This window comes from Burkholderia sp. BCC1985 (assembly GCF_905339915.1).
Lineage (GTDB): Bacteria > Pseudomonadota > Gammaproteobacteria > Burkholderiales > Burkholderiaceae > Burkholderia.
On record NZ_CAJPGY010000023.1, the window covers coordinates 55798 to 74691 of the forward strand.

Below are 18894 nucleotides of genomic sequence, written 5' to 3' on the forward strand. Positions count from 1 at the left end.
GCGGCGCGTGACGCAAGGCAGGGCAGATGAATGCGCGTGCAGCGACGCGCATGCGTGTGGCCGCCATCTCGGCGCGCGCAAGAATTTGTTGCAATCTCGCCGTAGCGGAGCGGCGGGTGCGGAGCGACAATCGCCACGAAGCGTGCCGCGCGGTGGCCGTGCATCGACAGGCTGCTTGCCGTCGTTCACGCCGCCGACATGCGCACCACGCACACTGGGCGTCGGCTTGCTTCACACAGCAACCCTGAGGGAGAAGTGTCGATGTCGACCCACACCTGTTCGCGGGAAGCCCGGGCCGCGCAACGCTTCGTCGAGGCGACGCGCAACGTCGACCAGGCGTTTCGCGCCGTGCGCGGCGAAAGCGACGACGACATCTCGTCGGCCGACTATGCACTTGCGATGTCGCGCCTCGATCGCGCGCTCGACGAACTGGCGCGTGCGCAGGAATTCTTCGATCGCGTGGTGGGCGCCGACGCCGCGCACGGCAACTGAACAACTGAACTGAATTCGCGGCTTCTGCTTTCGCTTCGGCCGCGGTCGTCTGCCGTCTTTCGTTCTGATCGTTTCGCCGCGTCATGCGACGTTCGTCGGCGTGCCGACGTACCAGCATGCCGGACGACAACGTCCGGCATGTCAGTCGCTCATCCTCCGCCAAGCTGCCATTGCACGCGTCGCATCATGCGGTCGGGCGGCGCGCACCCGGTTTCAGCAGACGAACATCAAACCTTCCGCCCTTCGACCGGATAGCCGGGATCCGTGTACCCGTGTGTCGACGCATGTCCGGGCGGCACCAGCGAATCGACGAAGCGTTCGTCGTCGGGGCCGAGTTCGAGCGTCAACGCATCGATGTAGCTATCCCAGTGCGCTTCGGTGCGCGGCCCGGCGATCGTCGAGCTGACGATCCGGTTCTTCATCACCCATGCGAGCGCGAACGCGACCGACGTCGTGCCGCGCGCGGCCGCGTGCTCGGCCACCTGCCGCGCGACGTGCAGCGACTCGGGCCGCCATTCCGTCTGCTGGATGCGCCGGTCGCCACGGCCCGCGCGCGAATCGGCGGGCGGCTGCGCGCCGGGCGCGTATTTGCCGGTCAGCACGCCGCGCGCGAGCGGGCTGTACGGCACGACGCCGATGCCGTAGTGCGCGGCCGCCGGCAACTGTTCGACCTCGGCCGTGCGATCGACGAGGTTGTACAGCGGTTCGCTCGCCACCGGGCGATCGATGCCGAGCTGGTCGGCGAGGCGCACGATCTCGGCGATGCGCCAGCCCTTGAAGTTCGACAGCCCGACGTAGCGCACCTTGCCTTGCCGGATCAGGTCTGCCACCGCGCGCATCCCTTCTTCGAGCGGCGCATCGGTCAGCGCGCGGTGGAAATAGAGGATATCGATGTAATCGGTGCCGAGCCGCTTCAGGCTCGCGTCGACCGATTCGTAGATCCATTTGCGCGACTGGCCCTGACGGTTCGGTCCCGCGTCCGGACCGGCCGGAAAGCCGAACTTCGTCGCGACGACCCAGCTGTCGCGATGCCGCGCGATCGCACGGCCGACGATTTGTTCCGAGCGTCCGGCGTGATAGACGTCGGCCGTGTCGATGAAGTTGATGCCCTGATCGAACGCCTTGTCGATGATGCGCGTCGACGTCGCTTCGTCGGTCTCGCCGCCGAACATCATCGCGCCGAGACACAGCGGCGACACTTTCAGCGCGCTGCGCCCGAGATAGCGGTAATCCATGGTGAGGCTCCATGCGGGCGAGCGCCCGCGTCGATTGAAGTCGGTTGAATGAGCGTGCGGTCCGGATGTGGCGCTCACACGCCTGCTTCGTCGAACACGCGCTTCGCGATCGGTAGCGCCGAACTGGCGGTCGGCCAGCCCGAATAGAACGCGAGATGCGTGATCGCCTCGATCAGCTCGTCGCGCGTGATGCCGTTGTCGAGCGCCTTCTTCAGATGGAACGGCAGTTCGTTCACGCGATACAGCGCGACGAGGCTCGCGACCGTGATCAGGCTGCGATCGCGCGGCGACAGGCCGGGGCGCTGCCACACGTCGCCGAACAGCACGTTGTCGGTGTAGTCGGCGAGAGCCGGCGCGATTGCGCCGAAGGCCTGGCGCGCGGCGGAAGTCGGTTCGGACATCGAGGGCTCCGGAGGACGTGGAAGACATCGACGATGGTAGCCACCGACGCGCCTATCGATAATCCCCAGGAATGCGCATGCACTTATCGAACCGGTTCATGAATGACCGGGATGGCGCAGCGCGTCGACGATCAGCGCGACAGCCCGCGACGATTGCCGCCGGCTCGCGTAGTACAGGTGGTGGCCGGGAAAGGTGGGGCACCAGTCGTCGAGCACGCTGACGAGCCTGCCGGCACCGACGTGCGGCGCGGCGAGTTCGGCCGGCACGTACGCAAGGCCGTAGCCTGCGAGCGCCGCGTCGAGCATTTCATAGGTGCCGTTGAACGTGACCTGGCCGTCGACGCGCACCTGCAGCGTGTCGTCGCCGCGCGCGAGTTCCCACGCGTACAGCGCGCCGTGCGTCGGCAGCCGCAGGTTGATGCAGTCGTGCGCGACGAGATCCTGCGGCGTCGCGGGGTGCTCGCGTTGCGCGAAATACGCGGGCGCGCCGACGATCGCCATTTTCAGGTCGGGCGAGATGCGCACCGCGATCATGTCCTTCGCGACCTGGTCTCCCAGCCGCACGCCGATGTCGAAGCGTTCCGCGACGATGTCGGACAGCCCGTAGTCGGTTACGAACTCGACCTTGAGGTCGCGGTAGTCGCGCAGGATCGGCGACAGCTTCGGCCACAGCAGCGTGCGGATCACGTAGTCGGTCGCGTTGATGCGCACGGTGCCGGCCGGTTTGTCGCGCAGTTCCGCGAGCGCCGACAGTTCGGCCTCGATTTCGTCGAAGCGCGGCGCGAGATTGAGCAGCAGGCGCTCGCCGGCTTCGGTCGGCGCCACGCTGCGCGTCGTGCGCGTGAGCAGCCGCACACCGAGACGCGTCTCGAGCGAGCGGATCGTATGGCTGAGTGCGGATTGCGACACGCCGAGCCGGGCGGCCGCGCGCGTGAAGCTGCGCTCGCGCGCGACGGCGATGAAGGCGAGCAGGTCCGCGAAGTTGTCGCGCGGCATGGAGGAAGTCGGGTGGTCGATGCCTGCGCATCCTACCATCGGGTCCGTCGCGCGCTGCGACGACCCACGGGCGCGGCAGCGCGATGCGCGTCGGGCTGTCCGCGTCACGCCGGCCGGACGGCGCGCGACACGGGTGGGCGGATCCTACGCGTAGCCGCCGTGCTGGAACGACGTCGCGAAGAACTGCATCTGGTAGCGGATCGCGTGCGCCCAGTAGTCCCAAGTGTGACCGCCCGGACGCTCCGCATAGTCGTGCGGCACGCCGAGTGCGACGAGTCGTTGATGCAGCGTGCGGTTCGAGCTGACGAACGAGTCGTCGCGGCCGCAGTCGATCGTCAGGTCGAGATGCGCACGGACGAACGCGCGCGCGCTTTCGACGATCGCGTTGCGGTTCCAGAACGACGGATGGCGGACGGGATCGCCGAACACGTGGTCGATGCCGGGCTCGTCCTCGCAGCAGCGCGGATCGACGGCGCCGCTGATGCTGCCGACCGCGCCGAACGTGTCGGGCCGGTCGAGCGCGATGCGCAGTGCGCCGAAGCCGCCCATGCTGAGCCCGGTGATCGCACGTGCGCCCTTGGTCGCGATGGTTCTGAAGTGCATGTCGACATACGACACGACTTCGTCGCCGACGAAGGTTTCGTAGCGGCTGCCCGAGTCGAACGGGCTGTCGATGTACCAGCTTTCGTGTCCGCCGTCGGGCATCACCAGGATCACGTGATGGCGATCGGCCAGCGCGGCGATCCGCGTGTTCGCGGTCCAGTCGGTATGGTCGCCGCCGGAGCCGTGCAGCAGATAGACGACCGGAAAGCGCTCGACGGCGCGTTCAGGCCCGTGGCGCAGGCGCGCATAGTCGTCCGGCAGCACGACGGTCGCCTTCAGCGTCTCGTTCATCGCCGCGCTCGGGATCGCGACGACCCGCGTCTGAAAGGCGAGGGCCGGGCCCGCGACGGCGAGCAGCAGCAGTAGCCAGAACGTGCGTATCAGGTTCATGAAGCCTCGCATGTGTCGTTTCCGTTCGGCAGTCGGGCATCGGGAAAACCCTGTTTGGCGACTCTAGCAACCGTGCCTTTCAGCCAAATTTCGGCGAATCCTACGAGTTGTCAGGTGGCCGGCGCGCAGTCCGGCGGCCGCGCGCGTCAGCCGAGGCAGCGCGCCAGCGCCTCCCGGAACGCGGCGGGCCGCTCGGCCGGTATCAGGTGCCCGCAGCCGGCGATCGTCTCGAAGCCGGCGCAGCGCGCGAGCGCCCAGTCCGGCACGTGCCAGCCCGCGCGCGAGCGGTCGCCGGCGACGAGCCACACCGGATGGCGCTCGAAACCTTCGGCCAGCAGCTGCAGATAGCCGGGTTCGCCCGTCGTCGCGACGACCGAGCGTCCCATCGCGCGCAGCGTCGACCCCGGCTGATGCGCGAGCCAGCGGCGCGCGTCGTCGAGCTGGCGCGGCGACGGTTCGTCGATCGCGCCGCGCAGCCAGCCGGATGGATCGCTGCGCAGGCCGTCGAGCATCGCGTCGGCTTGCGCGGGCGACATGCGGCCGACCGACGCCGACCAGAATGCGTCGTCGAGCGTGAAGTTGCCTTCGACGTTGACGATCCGGCGCACGCGCGCCGGATGGGCATGGGCGAACAGCATCGCGATCGCGCCGCCGACCGAGTGACCGACGAGATCGACCGGCTGCGCGCCGTAGTGCGTGTCGACAGCCTGCCGCAGATGCTCGACCTGCGCGGCGAGCGTGATCGCGTCGAACGGCGTGTCGCGATGGACGCCGTAGCCGAGCAGGTCGGGGGCGAGATGCGGGCCGGGCCATGCGGGCACGTCGAACGTGCCGATGAAACCGTGGACGAAGACGACGGGCGGGGTGGGCTGGCTCATTGGACGGTCGACGACGGAAGGGGCGGCAATTCGAGTTCGGCGAGCAGTTCGTCGAGTTCGAGCACGTGGGTGCGATCGTGGTCGAGCAGCTCGCGCACGAGTTCGTCGAGCGACATCCGGCGGATGCCGTCGCGCAGCCCGCAGCGCGCCAGTTCCGACGGTTGCAGCGCGGCGGCCGTCGCGCACAGCGCGGCGCGCCCGGCGCGGAACGTGGCAAGCGCGTCGTCGAGCGGCTGCGCCAGGTAGTCGCGCTGCGCGGCGAGTGCCGTCCCGTCGACGGAGGCGATCACCGGCAACTCGTGCGCGCGCACGACTTCGATGCGTTCGGCGAACACCGCGTCGAGGTCGCGCAGGTGGCATGCGTGTTCGACGAGCGAGAAGCCCGTGCCGGCCGGGCGGCGCGTGACGAGCATGGCGGGAAAGTGCGCGGCATACGCGGCGATCCGCTCAGGCATCGCGGCCAGCTCGACGACGACGTCGGCGAACGGCAGCGCCCGCGGAAATGCGCTGAATACCGCGCCGTAGCTGAACAGCGCGCCGCCGATCCGGCCGCGCGCCTGCACGACGTCATGCCCGTGGCGGCGCATCACGTCGGCGACCATCGCCCCGCAGAACTGCCGGGCCGTCGTATCGGCTTCGATTTCGGGGAATTTGTGCGCGATTTCGTGCTGGATCGCGCCGATCGCGGCGACGCCGACACGCGACAGCGCCGCGAATTCGACATAGCGCTCAGGCCGCGCGATCAGCGCTTCGAGTTGCGTGCCGAGCGGTGTCGCGCGAAAACGGTCGAAACGGGAATGCATGATGGAAAGCGTTTGTCGGTCCAGTAACGTGTCAAAACGATACGTTACTGGACCGACGGCGTCAACCGGAGCGCTTCGGGCAACGCGCTGCATTACTCCTTGCCGGTGCCCCGGGCTGCCTGTTCGATCAGCTTCGCGACTTCAGCGGGATGCGAGATGTAGGCGACGTGGCTCGACTTGAGTTCGATCGTCTTGCTGCCGGCGCGTTGCGTCATGAAGCGTTCGAGCTCGGGGTTGATCGCGCGGTCGGCGGTGGCGACCACCGCCCAGCTCGGCTTCGTCCGCCATGCGGCGTGCGTGATCGGCACGCCGAACGACTGCGCGGCCGGCGTGACTTGCGAGATCGCCATGAATTTCGCTTGGGCGGCCGGCACGTCGGCCGCGAAGTCGGCATGGAACGACGCTTCGTCGAAATACAGATGGCCGTCTTCGGTGGCCTTGATCGCCTTTGTCGCGGGCGGCGTCTTCCTGGTCAGTTCGAGCGGGCTTTCGCCGGTGTCGGGCTGGAATGCTGCGACGTAGACGAGGCCCGCGACCTTGTCGTCGTTGCCGGCTTCGGTGATCACCGCGCCGCCGTAGCTATGGCCGACGAGGATGCTCGGGCCGTCCTGCGCGTCGACGACGCGCCGGGTTGCCTTCACGTCGTCGTCGAACGACGTTTCCGGCTGCTGCACGACGGAAACCTTGTAGCCGTCACGTGTCAGGATGTTCGAGACGGCTTGCCAGCCAGAGCCGTCGGCGAAGTAGCCATGAACCAGCACGACGTTCTTGACGGGGGCGGCGACGGCCGCATGCGAGCCGAGTGCGGCGGCGGTCAGGGCGAGTGCCGCGGCGATCTGGCGGACTTGGGAAAAGCGCTTCATTTTCATTCTCCAGAAGGAAGACAGGGTAGGAACCGTCGGATATCGACAGGCGTCTTGTTTCGTCGATGAAGTCATCCTACTAGTAGGTAGGATGATGTGCAAGAAGAAATCGCGGCTGGAAAAGAGTATCTCAGGGAGGTAAACTATCCATGTTTTTCATCCGACTAGATGGTAGGCAAAATGACGGTATCGGGGGACAGTACGGCGGGCCGCATACTCGAAGCCGGGCGGCAACTGATCATGCGGCGCGGCTACAGCGGGTTCAGTTATGCCGACATCGCCGACGCGATCGACATCAGGAAGGCGAGCATTCACCACCACTTTCCGACGAAGGCGGATCTGGCGGTCGCCGTGCTGCAGCAGTCGCAGGCGAAATTCGATGCCGACATGGCGTTGCTCGACGCGAGCGGTGCCGACGCGCTGGTGCAGATGCGCGCATACATCGGCTACTGGGAACGCTGCATCGCGGACGACAGCGCGCCGTTCTGCGTCGCCGGCATGCTCGGCGCGGAGTTGCCGGCGCTGCCCGACGAAGTCGCGCGGGCGGTGAAGGCGCACTTCGACGACCTTGCGGCGTGGCTGGTGCGCGTGCTCGACACCGGGGTGAAAGACGGCGTCGTGCAGCCGGGCGTGTCGGTGCAGACCGAGGCCGCGACGTTCGTGTCGCTGGTCTATGGCGCGATGCTTGCCGCGCGGGCGTACGGCAATGCCGGGATGTTCAGGGACGTGACCGCTGGGGCGGTCGAGCGGCTCGCGGTGCCGCGCAATCGCGCGTGAGCCGTGCCGCGTCGGCGGGTAGCGAAGGCGCCCGGCGGTCACGTGGAGTCGCCAGACGCCACACGGCTTACGTGCGCTTCCCGGCCTCGGCTTGCGCGCTCAGTGTCGCTTTCAGCGCCTGCAGTTCGGCCGTGAATGCCGGGCTGAAGTCCTCGGCTTCGAACAGCGGGCGGATTTCGATGTCGGAGTCGCCGCGCATCGGATTCGGGCAGCGCTTCACCCATTCGACCGCTTCTTCCATCGATTTCACCTGCCACAGCCAGAAGCCGGCGACGAGCTCCTTCGTTTCGGCGAACGGGCCGTCGATGACGGTGCGGTTCTTGCCGGCAAAGTGGACGCGCTTGCCGCGCATGCTCGGCTGCAAGCCGTCGGCGATCAGCAGGATGCCGGCCTTCGCCAGCTCCTCGTTGAAGCGGCCCATCGCAGCGAACATTTCAGGGTCGGGCATCCGGCCGGATTCGGAATCGGCGGTGGCCTTGACGATTACCAGGACGCGCATGGTCGTATCTCCTTGGGGTGGGTGGTCGGATGATCGTCCGCCGGAAGGCGAACGGGCTTACGACATCAGGACGGCCGGCAAGCAGGGAAATCGACAACGGAGGTGAAAAAAAGCGCCGAAGGGCAGGCTGGAACGGCGGGTGGCGCGGTGCCGGGGCGCGATCGACCCGAGACTTTCCGGGCGGGTCGCCGCGCACGGCTGCGAGGCGGCCCGCCCGGCGGGCAGGTCAGTGCGATCCGTCAGTTCCCGGCCGGCGGTGCCTTCGGGCCGTCGCCGAGTTGCGCGCGCAGCCGCGCTTCCTGCTCCTGCAGCTCGGGCGTGAATTCCGCGCCGAAATCCTCGGGCGAGAACACCTGGCGGATCTCGATGTCCGATTCGATCGGCATCGGGTTCGGACAGCGCTTGACCCATTCGACGGCTTCTTCCATCGAGTCGACCTGCCACAGCCAGTAGCCGGCGATCAGTTCCTTGGTTTCGGCGAACGGGCCGTCGATGACGGTCCGGTCCTTGCCGGAGAAGTGCACGCGCTTGCCGCGCGAACTCGGGTGCAGCCCTTCGCCGGCCAGCATTACGCCGGCCTTCACGAGTTCCTCGTTGTACCGGCCCATCGCGGCCAGCAGTTCGGTATCGGGCATCGCGCCCGATTCGGAAATGGCCGTTGCCTTGACGATTACCATGACACGCATCGTTGTGACTCCTTGAATGGGAAAGGGAAGATCCGCGACCGGCCGGCCATGCGGACGGCAAATCGATCGGTTACGACACTACGACGCGCGACGATCGCGCGAATCGACATCGCGCGAAAAAAAATCTCGATGCCCGATGACGCGGCGAGTCGCGCAAGCCGGTTGATTCCGGTACGGGTCGATCGTGCCGCGGCGCGCTGGAGCCGCCGGTCAAAACTGGTATGCTGGTCTGCATTACGTTCATGCGGAGGGCGCCATGGCAACGAAGGAAGTCTCGAAGAAAAAGTACCTGAAGATTCTGAACAAACGCCTGCGGGCCGAGCCGGATGCGCCGGCCGGCGCGTCGTTCGTGTTCTTTCCGCTCGGCGCGAAGGCCAAGCATGCGACGGGCGTCGTGGCCGGCGAACCGCGCAGCAAGCGCGAACTCGCGGTGATGGCCGCAGTCCAGAGCAAGGCGTCCGCCGAATTCGTCGTGACCGGCGCCTGACCGGCGACGGGCGACGAACTGCCGGCTGCCGCACGCGACAGCGCGTGCGCTATGCCGCGGCCGCGTCGCAATGCGCGATCACACCGGCGATCACACGCGCAATGTCGTGCGTGATCGCCGGGCCGTGCATCGGCAGGATGATGTCGAGATCGAGCGCCTGGATGCGGCGCAGCGCGCTCGCCAGGTGCGCGAGCGAAGGCAGGTAGTCCGAGCGCGTGATCGCGTCGAGGATCGCGGGCAGCGGGTCGTCGGTTTCCTCCCTGCCGAAGCGCATCAGGATGTCCGACGACAGCAGCGCCTTGTACGCCGGCAGATACACGACGAGCGAATCCCACTGATGCACGTGTTTCGTGAAGACCGGCACGACGTCGATGCCCGACAGCGTCCTCGGTTCACCGTCCGTCAGCGGAACCGCATGCACGCCGAACACGTCGGCAAGCCCCCAGGTACACATCGGATGCCCGTACGCGACGAGCGCCGGGTTGGCCGCGAGGAAGTCGGGCAGCGCGCCCATTTCGTCGGCCTCGAAGTGCGGGACGATCACGCTGCTGACCATCGACGGCGCGATGCCGATGGTGTTGAGTGCCGCGCTCAGTTGCGTGAAATTGGAACGGGTGCCCGTTTCGACGCACAGCACGTCGCCGTGCGGCGATCGTACGAAGAACTGGCTGAAGCTCAGGTTCAGCGTTTCGACGTAGGACGTGGCGCGAAACAGGCCGTCGCGGACGACGTCGATTCGGGAGGCGCTCATCGGGGATCCTCGCGCAGGGAAGGGAGCCGGGCCGTCCGCGCGTCGCGGGTTGCGGTGCGGCAGACGGCAGCAGTCGATCTTCCGATCCAGTCTAGCAGCGCGGCCCCGAATCCGCGAACCGCGGCGCCCCCGCGGCCGAGCCGCGTCAGTTTTTCAGCTTGTAGCCGGTGCGGAACATCCACGCGACGACTGCAAGCAGGATCGCGAGGAACAGCGAGGTCGCCGCGAGGCTGATTCCCACGTGCACGTCGGCCAGCCCGTAGAACGACCAGCGGAAGCCGCTGATCAGATAGACGATCGGGTTGAACAGCGTGACGATGCGCCACGCGGGCGGCAGCATGTCGACCGAATAGAAGCTGCCGCCGAGGAACGTGAGCGGCGTGATGATCAGAAGCGGCACGAGCTGCAGCTTCTCGAAGCTGTCGGCCCAGATGCCGATCACGAAGCCGAACAGGCTGAAGGTGATCGACGTCAGCACGAGGAACAGCACCATCCAGAACGGATGCAGGATGTGCAGCGGCACGAACAGGCCGGCCGTCGCGAGGATGATCAGCCCGAGCAGCAGCGACTTCGATGCGGCCGCACCCACATAGGCGATCACGATCTCCCAGTACGACACGGGCGCGGACAGGATCTCGTAGATCGTGCCCGTGAAGCGCGGGAAGTAGATGCCGAACGACGCGTTCGAGATGCTCTGCGACAGCAGCGACAGCATCACGAGGCCCGGCACGATGAACGACCCGTAGCCGATGCCGTTCACGTCGCTGATGCGCGATCCGATCGCCGAGCCGAACACGACGAAGTACAGCGACGTCGAGATCACCGGCGCGATGATGCTCTGCATCAGCGTGCGGCGCGTGCGGGCCATTTCGGCGCGGTAGATCGCGCGGATGCCATGTAAATTCATGTTCGCCATGTGCGTTACGCCCCTTGTGCGCCGTTGCGGCGGTTGTCGATCAGGCTGACGAAAATGTCCTCGAGCGAACTCTGCGTCGTATGCAGGTCGCGAAAGCCGATGCCGGCCGAGCCGAGCGCGTTGATCAGCGTCGCGATGCTCGCGTCGTCGCGCTGCGAGTCGTAGGTGTAGACGAGCGCGTTGCCGTCGTCCGCGCGTTCGAGCCCGAACGCGGCGAGACCGGCTGGCACGGTCGCGAGCGGATGCTCGAGCTGCACGGTCAGCTGCTTCTTGCCGAGCTTGCGCATCAGCTCGCGCTTCTCTTCGACGAGCACGAGCTCGCCGCCGAGGATGATGCCGATCCGGTCGGCCATTTCCTCGGCTTCCTCGATGTAGTGCGTGGTCAGCAGGATCGTCACGCCGCTTTCGCGCAGCGAGTCGACCAGCTTCCACATGTCGCGGCGCAGCTCGACGTCGACGCCGGCCGTCGGCTCGTCGAGGAACAGGATGCGCGGCTCGTGCGACAGCGCCTTCGCGATCATCACGCGGCGCTTCATGCCGCCCGACAGCGTCATCAGCTTGTTGTCGCGCTTGTCCCACAGCGACAGCGCCTTCAGCGTCTTCTCGATGTACGCGGGATCGGGCGCCTTGCCGAACAGGCCGCGGCTGAACGATACCGTCGCCCAGACGGTTTCGAACGCGTCGGTGGTCAGCTCCTGCGGCACGAGGCCGATCATTTCGCGGGCGGCGCGGTACTGGTCGCGGATGTCGTGACCGCCGACCGTCACACGGCCTTCGGTCGGCGTGACGATGCCGCAGATCGAGCCGATCAGCGTGGTCTTGCCCGCGCCGTTCGGGCCCAGCAGCGCGAAGATCTCGCCGGGGCGGATGTCGAGGGTCACGTGCTTCAGCGCCTGGAAGCCGGACGCGTATGTCTTGGAGAGGTCGGAGACGGAAAGGATCGGTTGCATGCTCACGGATGGCACGGCCGGTCGGTCCGACGCTGCGCGCCGCGCGTGCCCGGAGCCGCCGCAGCGAAGCGGCGGGGCGGGGGCGGCATGGCGAACGGGCGTCATGTCGAACGGCGTTGTGGTGCGGGATCGCAGGACCGCCATATTAGCAATCGGAAGATGGAAATGCATTTCGACGGCAAGGACATGCGATGCCGGTGCGCGATTTGCGTGAAATGCGCGCGTTTGACTCAATAAAGCGATGCTTTATTGGAATCGAGTGAACAATGCGCGCGGTTTTCGGGCAATCGGATGACGCTCGCGTGAGCGCTGGGCGGCCGGCACGACTGTGCTGCCCGGTCGACGCCGCGCCGTACCGGGACGGCGTGCGCCGCGCTCGCGATAATGCGTTCCTCTCACGTTCCAGGAGCGGTGCGCATGTCTTTGATCGATTTCAAGTCCGTCGCGGCGGCCCAGGCCGTCGCATGGCAATCCACGATCGTCGGCGAAGTCGGCCCGGCCCGGATCAAGGTGCTGCGCATGGACGCGCAGCCGTACGAAGCCGAAGTGCACGATTACAACGAGGGCCTGCTGGTGCTCGACGGCAGGCTGATGCTCGAGGTCGACGCGCAGACGGTCGTGGTCGAGGCCGGACAGATGTATCTCGCGGTCGCCGGCACGCGTCACGCGGTGCTGCCGGGCAGCCACGGTACGCTTGCGATCATCGACGTGTGAGAGCGTGCGCCCTCGTGCGTGCGGCCCGCCTGAGGCCCGCACGCCGGGCCTCGCGCGGGTCGGCCGCCCTTATTCGAATGCGCGTTGTACAGCCCCGGTATTTGTCTGAGCAAATAAAATGAAGGCCGTTTGAAAAATTGTCAAACGCCCTGCTCGCACTAGGCGTGCGCGGTTCGGCGCGTTTGGAACTCTGCATCCATTTACTTGTGCGTATCGTCCGATCATAGTCTCGACCAACGACGCATCACGATAACGAATCAAGCGTACGTATGGAGACCACACCATGAGACGCCTTTCCGAGGGGCCGGCCGGACGGCCGTTTTGCTGCTTTTCGCCGGATGCGGGCGCGACGCGAGTCGCGTGCCTGCGTCATCACATCGCGTTGCCGCTGTAGCGACGCTCCACTTCCCGTTTCGATTGCTCCGACGGTGCCGTGCCGCATGACGGCGCCGCCGGAGAGCGCTTGCCTGCCGCGGCGGTCCTGATCACCTTTGCCCGACCGGCAACGCGGCGCGCATTGCGCGCATCGTCATGCGCCGCGCGCCGTCGCGGCGGCGCGATACCAACCGGCGGGCCACGCAGCCCGTCCGGACGAGACCTGTCGTACCTCAAAAGGAGGGGTTGATGTTTTGCATTCCTGAATGGCGGAAGGCGATCCTGTCGTGCGCCGTGCTGGCGCTGCCGTTCGTCGCCGGTTGCGGCGGCGGCGACGATCCGGGCCCGATCAACGTGCCGCAGTGCTCGGGCAGCGCATGCGGGCCGAGCGGCGCCGAGACGACGCCGCCCGTCGTGAAGAAGCTGTGTCCGGATTCGCTCGACTACACGACGACCTACACGGGCGGCGCCGGCAGCGGCGAATACGTGAAGGTGAAGTTCGACACGACGAAGCTGACGTATCAGATGCAGTTCATCGAGTCGTCGGTGCCGACGTCGGCGGGGCAGGTCAACGACACGCGTGCGGGCCTGACGATCAGCGGCGCGTTTCATCATCCGGCCAATCTGCCGACGGCCGAGCAGAACCGCTGCGCGTTCGTGCTCGACAGCGGCGCGACGAGCGACGGCGCATATGCGGTGACGATCAATCGCGCGGACCCGCCGATGCTGTTCGTCGGCAACGGGGTGGTCGGCGGCGGGATTCCGGGCGCGACGATCGCGTTCGCCGGTCTCGAGCCGTTCCCGGGCGTCGTGCTCGGCACCGTGCCGTCGCGCACCTTCGATTTCTATCCGTTCATCGGCTTCACCGACACCGAAACCGACTTCTCGAAGGTCGCCGGCAACTACAACGAACTCGGCATCCACCTGTCGCCGGTCGGCGGCAGCGCGCAGAGCAACACGGGCGCCGTCGGCTGGCAACCCGATGTCGTCAACTGGAACCAGACGTTCAATGCCGACGGCTCGTGCACCATTACGGCGGGCAGCGACTACTCGTGCCAGACCACCGGGACGCCGTGGGCGTTGCGCAAGAATACCGACGGTTCGTCCGACAACGTGTTCGTGAGCCACCCGGTGGCGAAGGCGGGCGGAAACCTCATTTACCCGTTCGCGGGGCAGGGCTCGGCAATCGTCATCGTCGCGCCGAGTCAGGCGAAGGGCATCATGATCGTCGGCAAGCTGAACGGCGTGCTGGTGCCGATCGTGATTCGCGTGGGCTACACGCATATCGATGCGAGCAACCTGCTGGCGTCGGTCGCCGATGCCGAGGTGGGGATCTCGATGCTGTCGCGGACCACGGCCGTCGGCGCGAATTCGCTGAAAGGCGGGTTCATCGGCGCAACGAGCGCGTCCGCGTGCGGCGTCGTGGCACCCAGTACCGCGACGTTCGCGATCGCGACGTCGGGGCCGAGCTTCAACAACAACGTCCCGCATCCGGATCTGCCCGGCACCTTCGACGGCACTTTCTTCCTGGCGCAGGCCGGCAGCTGCAACGACGGCACCGCCGTGTCGACGATGGCCGCGAACTATACGTCGACGCTGTTCCAGGGCGCCACCGCGGCGTTCATCGATCCGCAGACGTCGTCGGTCACGTCGCAGTTCGCGCTCGACTACACGCAGGCGACGCCCGGCAAGATCAAGGTCACGGCCTCGCAGGACTTCAACGCGAAGGGGGCGAACGGCAATGTGGCGATCTTCGGCAAGGGTGACACGGGCTGGCTCGTGACGGCCGGCAACGTGTACGCGATGGTCGTCAACAACAGCAAGGTCAATCCGTTCTTCACGGTCGGCGCGTTCGTCCAGTAACCGCGGACTGAACCCGGAACACCGGCGGCGCACGCGTCGCCGCCGGCGAATCTAAATTCAAGAGGATTCCTATGAATGTGAAGCATTGGATGGCCGCGGCGTCGCTCGCGCCCGCGCTGGCTGCCTGCGGCGGTGATGGCGACCCGCCGCCCGCACCGGTGGTCCGGCTGTGCCCGCAGGCCATCGACTACGGCACGGTGTTCGTCGGCGGCTCCGGCTCGGGCGAACTCGTGAAGGTGCAGCTCGACACGACGAAGATGACGTACCGGATGACCTACCTCGCATCGCCGGTGCCGACCACCACCGGCACCGTGCAACCGACGCGTGACACCGCGCCGGCCAACGTCGTCGACGGCACGCTGGCCGACGAAACGGGCCTGCCGACCGTGAAGCTGAACCAGTGCACGTTCCGGATGCAGAACGCGAGCCCCGACCCGAGCCGTCCGGCGCGCCTGTTCCTTGGTGAAGGTGTGCTGGGCGGCGCGATTCCCGGCGCGACGATCCAGTTCGACGGCGTGATCGGTGTCGGCAGGATTCCGAAGACGACATTCCCGTACTACCCGTTCATCAGCTTCTCGTCGCTCGAAACCGATCTGTCGAAGATCGCCGGCACGTACAACCAGCTCGGCTACCACCAGGTGCCGTCGCAGAACTTCCAGCCGGTGGCGCTCGACCAACAGGTGACGATCCACGCGGACGGCAGCTATGTCGAGACCGACAACTTCGGCAAGAAGAACGGCGGTCAGCCGCTCGCGTCGAGCGCGACCGTGAACCAGCCATTCACGCTGCGCCCGGACGCCCCGGCGTTCCAGTCGCTGAACTACCAGCCGCAGCTTGCGCCGACGCTCGCCGCGCTCGATCCGGCGAAGGCCGGCAAGGGGATCCTGATCGTCGGCAAGCTGCGCAACCAGCTCGTGCCGGTTTTCATCCGCACGGGCGCCGCGAACGCGGACCTCACGCAGGGCCCGCCGAGCGCCGACGACGAGTCGGGCATCTCGTTCCTGAGCCCGCAGGCGGCGATCGCGCAGGGCTCGCAGAACGGCGAGTACACGGGCGTCGACAGCGCGTTCAACTATCGCGCGACCGCGCTCGTCGGTGCGCAGGCGACGCTGCTCGATCCGTTCAACGCATCGCAGGCCGCGCTCACGCGCGCGCTGAACCTCGATTACACGCAGAAGGTGCCGGGCGTCGTGACGACCGTCCACGCGGACACGGCGTCGGGGCCGGCGACCGGCAAGTTCGTGTTCACCGGCGGCGTGTTCGGGTTCCTCGACATGGCCGATACGCGCAATCCGTACTTCACGGTCGGTGCGTTCGTGCAGTAACCGCGCATGGATGGAGACACGGCGGTGCCGCGCGCAACGGTGCGGTGCCCGGACGAAACGAGGGGAGACTTGATGAAGAAGCTGATTGTCGCGGGTGTCGTCGCAGGCGTGTCGACGCTCGCATCGGCCCAGCAGGCGGGCGACAACGTCGCGACGCTGGGCTGGTTGCACATCATGCCGCAGGATTCGACCAACGGGCTGACGACGAATCTCGCGAGCATGCCGATCAACGGGCCGCTGCGGCTGCCCGGTTCGTTCACGTCGCCGGGCACGAGCCTGACGGTCAACAACGCCGATACGGTCGGCCTCACGCTCACGCATTTCTTCACCGACCACATCGCGGTGACGTCGGTGCTCGGCGTGCCGCCCGAGTTCACGCTGACCGGTCACGGCGTGATCAGGCCGCCGGGTCCGGCCGGTTCGCTCGGCAACGTCGACATGGACAAGCCGGCGAACCAGCCGGCCGTGAAGAACGCACGGCAATGGAGCCCGACGATCATTCTGCAGTACTACTTCAATGCACCGACCGCGAAGTTCCGTCCGTTCGTCGGGATCGGCGTGGCCTACAGCTGGTTCAGCAACATCGAACTGAACGGCAACTTCGCGAAGGACATCAACGAGAACCTCGGCAGCGTGCTCGCGGCCGGCGCCGGCAAGCCGGGGCCGACGTCGGTGGAGGGCAAGGCGTCGTCGTCGTTCACGCCGGTCTACAACGTCGGCGCGAGCTATGCGATCGACAAGCACTGGGGGCTCACGGCGACGCTGACCTACATGCCGCTGAAGACCTACTCGTCGCTCGTGATCAAGGCCGCCGACGGCTCGACGCTCGCGACCACGCGCACGCGGCTGAAGGCGGACCCGCTGATCACGTTCGTCGGTGTTTCCTACAGGTTCTGAGCCGTCCGGCGTGCATCGCGCACGCCGGCGGCTTCCTGCGACCGGGCGGCCGGGCGAATCCGGCCGGCGTGTCGCGTTCCTGGCGGCGTGCCGCCATTTGTGAAGAGAGAGGGGGCAGTTCAAATGAGCATTCGCAAACTCGTATCGCTTGTTGCTGCAGTGGCATTCACCGTGGTTTCGGCCGCGCCTGCTTTCGCCGTGACCGTTTCGCGCGTCGACGGGCACGCGATGAACCCGAACGGGGAGCCGTTCTCCGCGACGGGCCTCACGGTCCTGGCCAAGGGCGCGATCAATGCGAGCTGCAACGCGACGTTCAACGGCACGATCAGCTCGACGGGCATCGTCAACATCACGTCGACGACGTTCGCGGGCGGCGCGACGTGCGGCCTGATCAGCGGCAGCGCGACCAGCGCGGCACCGTGGACGGGGCAGGCCGACAGCACGACGCAACTGACGATCAACAACGCGAAGGTGACCGTGACGCTGCTCGGTACCTGCGGGCCGAGCAAGATCGTGACGACGTGGAGCGATCCGAACTCGTCGCTGACGTTCAACAACGCGGTGCTGACGCCGGACTGCACGGTCAGCGGCACGGTTGCCACGTCGCCGAAGTTCCACGTGCAGTAAGCGGCACCTGATCGAGGCCGGACGCCCGCGATGAATGAGGGCCGTGCAGGGATGCGCGGCGGGCGTTCCGGTTTCGCGATGCATCCGCGTCGTCGCGCGTAGCGGCGCGACGGCCGGCGGGCCGCCTGCCTCGCGATCCGAGGCGGGCGGCCGTGCAGGGGGCCGGTGCGGCGCACCGTGCCGCCTGCCCCGGCCGACACAAGACAACCATTCCGGACCCCCCATGCTTACCGACCCAGCGAAGTATGGCGATGCCCGCGGTGCGATGCCCGACCGGCTGCGCACGGCCGCGTGGCTGCAGTACCTGATCGAACACGTGAACGAAGCGGTTTGCGTGGCGACGGCCGACGCCGACGCACCGGCTGTCCTGCCGGCGCGCGCGGCCCGCGGGCGAGCCGGCGCGAACCTGTCGCGCGAAGCGATCGCCGTCCTGCACGAATTCGCGCCGTGGATTGCAACGGATGGCGGCGGTTGCGCGTGCGACGCGAGCGATCCGCTCGGTGCCTGCCTGCACATTCCCGGCACGGCACAGCTCGCGGATGCCGAGCGACGCTGCCGCGGATCGCGCGCGGTATTCGAGTCGGCGCACGGCTTCGTCGATGCATGGGCTTTCGACGATCCCGACGACGGCTGGGCCGCGCTCGAGCGGATTGCCGGCGGTGTCGAACCCGGCGGCGACGATGGCGGCGAGCACGAAGTACGGGAACCATCCGCGAACGGCGAAGCACCGCCCGCGAAGAACCTGAGAGAACGACGCGCGGCCGTCGCGGCAGCTTGCGTGGCGCCGTCGGCGAGGCCCGGGGCGATCATCGACGCGATCGTGCTGCGCGTCTGCGGGCCGCGCGACGATGCCGCGCGCGTCGACGAGATGGCCGCGCTCGCGATGTTCTGCGCGGAGCTTGCCGCCGGCAACGGGGTGTCCTTCGCTGCGTACGGCGGTCGGCACAATCTCGTTGCACGAGCGATTCGCGAACGGCGCACCGATCTCGCGTCGATGGACGGTCTGCTCGCGGCGGTGTCCGTATGCCGGCTCGACCGGCTCGTCGGCGCGGGCAGCTTCTGGGCGTATTACCTGCTGGCGGGCATCGTGATCGCGGCGCCGGGCATCGTGCGCGAATTCGCGCGCCGCTTTCACGGCGACGCGTGGCAGACGTGGCTCGATGAAGCGCTCGCGTGGCCGGCGGTCGGCCGCTTCGGACCGACGGAGAATGTCGCGTTCGATCGCTTGCGCGGCGCGATGAGCCTGACGTCGCGATCGAATCCGATCGTGCGCGCGAAACGCGTGCGGCCGATGGCGGCTGCGACCACGCGGTTCAATACGGGCGGCGAGCGCGCCCGATGAAATGAAAAACGGCTCGCGGCGAGA

21 protein-coding genes are annotated in these 18894 nt (G+C 67.1%); 9 read left to right on the forward strand and 12 right to left on the reverse strand.

The window, feature by feature from the left end:
- The first annotated feature begins 261 nt into the window (after positions 1 to 261).
- A complete protein-coding gene (locus U4Z31_RS23125) occupies positions 262 to 492 on the forward strand; it encodes a hypothetical protein (RefSeq protein WP_124666872.1) in 231 nt (76 codons plus the stop codon).
- A gap of 227 nt (positions 493 to 719) precedes the next feature.
- Here U4Z31_RS23125 and U4Z31_RS23130 read toward each other — a convergent pair whose 3' ends face one another.
- The 7 genes from U4Z31_RS23130 to U4Z31_RS23160 all read right to left on the reverse strand — a co-directional run bounded on the left by U4Z31_RS23130 (position 720) and on the right by U4Z31_RS23160 (position 6661).
- Complete coding sequence (locus U4Z31_RS23130) at positions 720 to 1727, reverse strand: aldo/keto reductase (RefSeq protein ID WP_321811450.1); 1008 nt, start codon at positions 1725 to 1727, stop codon at positions 720 to 722.
- 74 nt (positions 1728 to 1801) lie between these two features.
- A complete protein-coding gene (locus tag U4Z31_RS23135; protein WP_059466882.1) occupies positions 1802 to 2128 on the reverse strand; it encodes a carboxymuconolactone decarboxylase family protein in 327 nt (108 codons plus the stop codon).
- Between the two features lie 96 nt (positions 2129 to 2224).
- Positions 2225 to 3124 carry a LysR family transcriptional regulator gene (locus tag U4Z31_RS23140; RefSeq protein WP_321811451.1) on the reverse strand — a complete coding sequence of 300 codons (900 nt, stop codon included), beginning with the start codon at positions 3122 to 3124 and terminating at the stop codon, positions 2225 to 2227.
- A 144-nt stretch (positions 3125 to 3268) separates the two neighbouring features.
- Complete coding sequence (locus U4Z31_RS23145) at positions 3269 to 4117, reverse strand: alpha/beta hydrolase (RefSeq protein WP_185500329.1); 849 nt, start codon at positions 4115 to 4117, stop codon at positions 3269 to 3271.
- 146 nt (positions 4118 to 4263) lie between these two features.
- Positions 4264 to 4995, reverse strand: coding sequence for an alpha/beta hydrolase (locus U4Z31_RS23150; RefSeq protein WP_321811452.1), 732 nt, complete (start codon positions 4993 to 4995; stop codon positions 4264 to 4266).
- Positions 4992 to 5798 carry a DinB family protein gene (locus tag U4Z31_RS23155; RefSeq protein WP_321811453.1) on the reverse strand — a complete coding sequence of 269 codons (807 nt, stop codon included), beginning with the start codon at positions 5796 to 5798 and terminating at the stop codon, positions 4992 to 4994. The genes U4Z31_RS23150 and U4Z31_RS23155 overlap by 4 nt, the downstream gene beginning before the upstream one ends.
- Positions 5799 to 5890: 92 nt before the next feature.
- Positions 5891 to 6661, reverse strand: a complete 771-nt coding sequence (locus U4Z31_RS23160; RefSeq protein ID WP_124521451.1) for an alpha/beta hydrolase — start codon at positions 6659 to 6661, stop codon at positions 5891 to 5893.
- Between the two features lie 180 nt (positions 6662 to 6841).
- Between U4Z31_RS23160 and U4Z31_RS23165 the strand changes: the two genes are divergently transcribed.
- Positions 6842 to 7438: a TetR/AcrR family transcriptional regulator gene (locus U4Z31_RS23165; RefSeq protein WP_124485126.1), complete on the forward strand. Its 597-nt coding sequence runs from the start codon at positions 6842 to 6844 to the stop codon at positions 7436 to 7438.
- Positions 7439 to 7505: 67 nt separating this feature from the next.
- Here U4Z31_RS23165 and U4Z31_RS23170 read toward each other — a convergent pair whose 3' ends face one another.
- Positions 7506 to 7937, reverse strand: a complete 432-nt coding sequence (locus tag U4Z31_RS23170) for a YciI family protein (protein ID WP_044844390.1) — start codon at positions 7935 to 7937, stop codon at positions 7506 to 7508.
- 239 nt (positions 7938 to 8176) lie between these two features.
- The gene (locus U4Z31_RS23175; protein ID WP_321802238.1) at positions 8177 to 8623 is read right to left on the reverse strand and encodes a YciI family protein; all 447 of its coding nucleotides are present in this window, start codon (positions 8621 to 8623) and stop codon (positions 8177 to 8179) included.
- Between the two features lie 256 nt (positions 8624 to 8879).
- Here U4Z31_RS23175 and U4Z31_RS23180 point away from each other — a divergent pair, with 256 nt between their 5' ends.
- Positions 8880 to 9110, forward strand: a complete 231-nt coding sequence (locus U4Z31_RS23180; RefSeq protein WP_044844388.1) for a hypothetical protein — start codon at positions 8880 to 8882, stop codon at positions 9108 to 9110.
- A gap of 49 nt (positions 9111 to 9159) precedes the next feature.
- Here U4Z31_RS23180 and U4Z31_RS23185 read toward each other — a convergent pair whose 3' ends face one another.
- From U4Z31_RS23185 to U4Z31_RS23195, 3 genes are all read right to left on the reverse strand, one after another.
- Positions 9160 to 9861, reverse strand: coding sequence for an MBL fold metallo-hydrolase (locus U4Z31_RS23185; protein ID WP_124485128.1), 702 nt, complete (start codon positions 9859 to 9861; stop codon positions 9160 to 9162).
- 145 nt (positions 9862 to 10006) lie between these two features.
- Positions 10007 to 10777 carry an ABC transporter permease gene (locus U4Z31_RS23190; RefSeq protein ID WP_044844386.1) on the reverse strand — a complete coding sequence of 257 codons (771 nt, stop codon included), beginning with the start codon at positions 10775 to 10777 and terminating at the stop codon, positions 10007 to 10009.
- A 5-nt stretch (positions 10778 to 10782) separates the two neighbouring features.
- Positions 10783 to 11727, reverse strand: coding sequence for an ABC transporter ATP-binding protein (locus tag U4Z31_RS23195; RefSeq protein ID WP_321811454.1), 945 nt, complete (start codon positions 11725 to 11727; stop codon positions 10783 to 10785).
- 417 nt (positions 11728 to 12144) lie between these two features.
- Here U4Z31_RS23195 and U4Z31_RS23200 point away from each other — a divergent pair, with 417 nt between their 5' ends.
- From U4Z31_RS23200 to U4Z31_RS23225, 6 genes are all read left to right on the forward strand, one after another.
- Entirely contained in the window at positions 12145 to 12441 is a 297-nt protein-coding gene (locus U4Z31_RS23200) for a cupin domain-containing protein (protein ID WP_044844384.1), read from the forward strand.
- A 624-nt stretch (positions 12442 to 13065) separates the two neighbouring features.
- On the forward strand, positions 13066 to 14679 hold the full coding sequence (locus tag U4Z31_RS23205; RefSeq protein ID WP_321811455.1) for a DUF2957 domain-containing protein: 1614 nt from the start codon (positions 13066 to 13068) through the stop codon (positions 14677 to 14679).
- Between the two features lie 71 nt (positions 14680 to 14750).
- On the forward strand, positions 14751 to 16004 hold the full coding sequence (locus tag U4Z31_RS23210; protein ID WP_321811456.1) for a DUF2957 domain-containing protein: 1254 nt from the start codon (positions 14751 to 14753) through the stop codon (positions 16002 to 16004).
- Positions 16005 to 16076: 72 nt separating this feature from the next.
- A complete protein-coding gene (locus U4Z31_RS23215) occupies positions 16077 to 16901 on the forward strand; it encodes an OmpW/AlkL family protein (protein ID WP_124485133.1) in 825 nt (274 codons plus the stop codon).
- 123 nt (positions 16902 to 17024) lie between these two features.
- Entirely contained in the window at positions 17025 to 17528 is a 504-nt protein-coding gene (locus tag U4Z31_RS23220) for a hypothetical protein (protein WP_044844380.1), read from the forward strand.
- A 223-nt stretch (positions 17529 to 17751) separates the two neighbouring features.
- Entirely contained in the window at positions 17752 to 18870 is a 1119-nt protein-coding gene (locus U4Z31_RS23225) for a hypothetical protein (protein ID WP_321811457.1), read from the forward strand.
- Positions 18871 to 18894 lie beyond the last annotated feature (24 nt).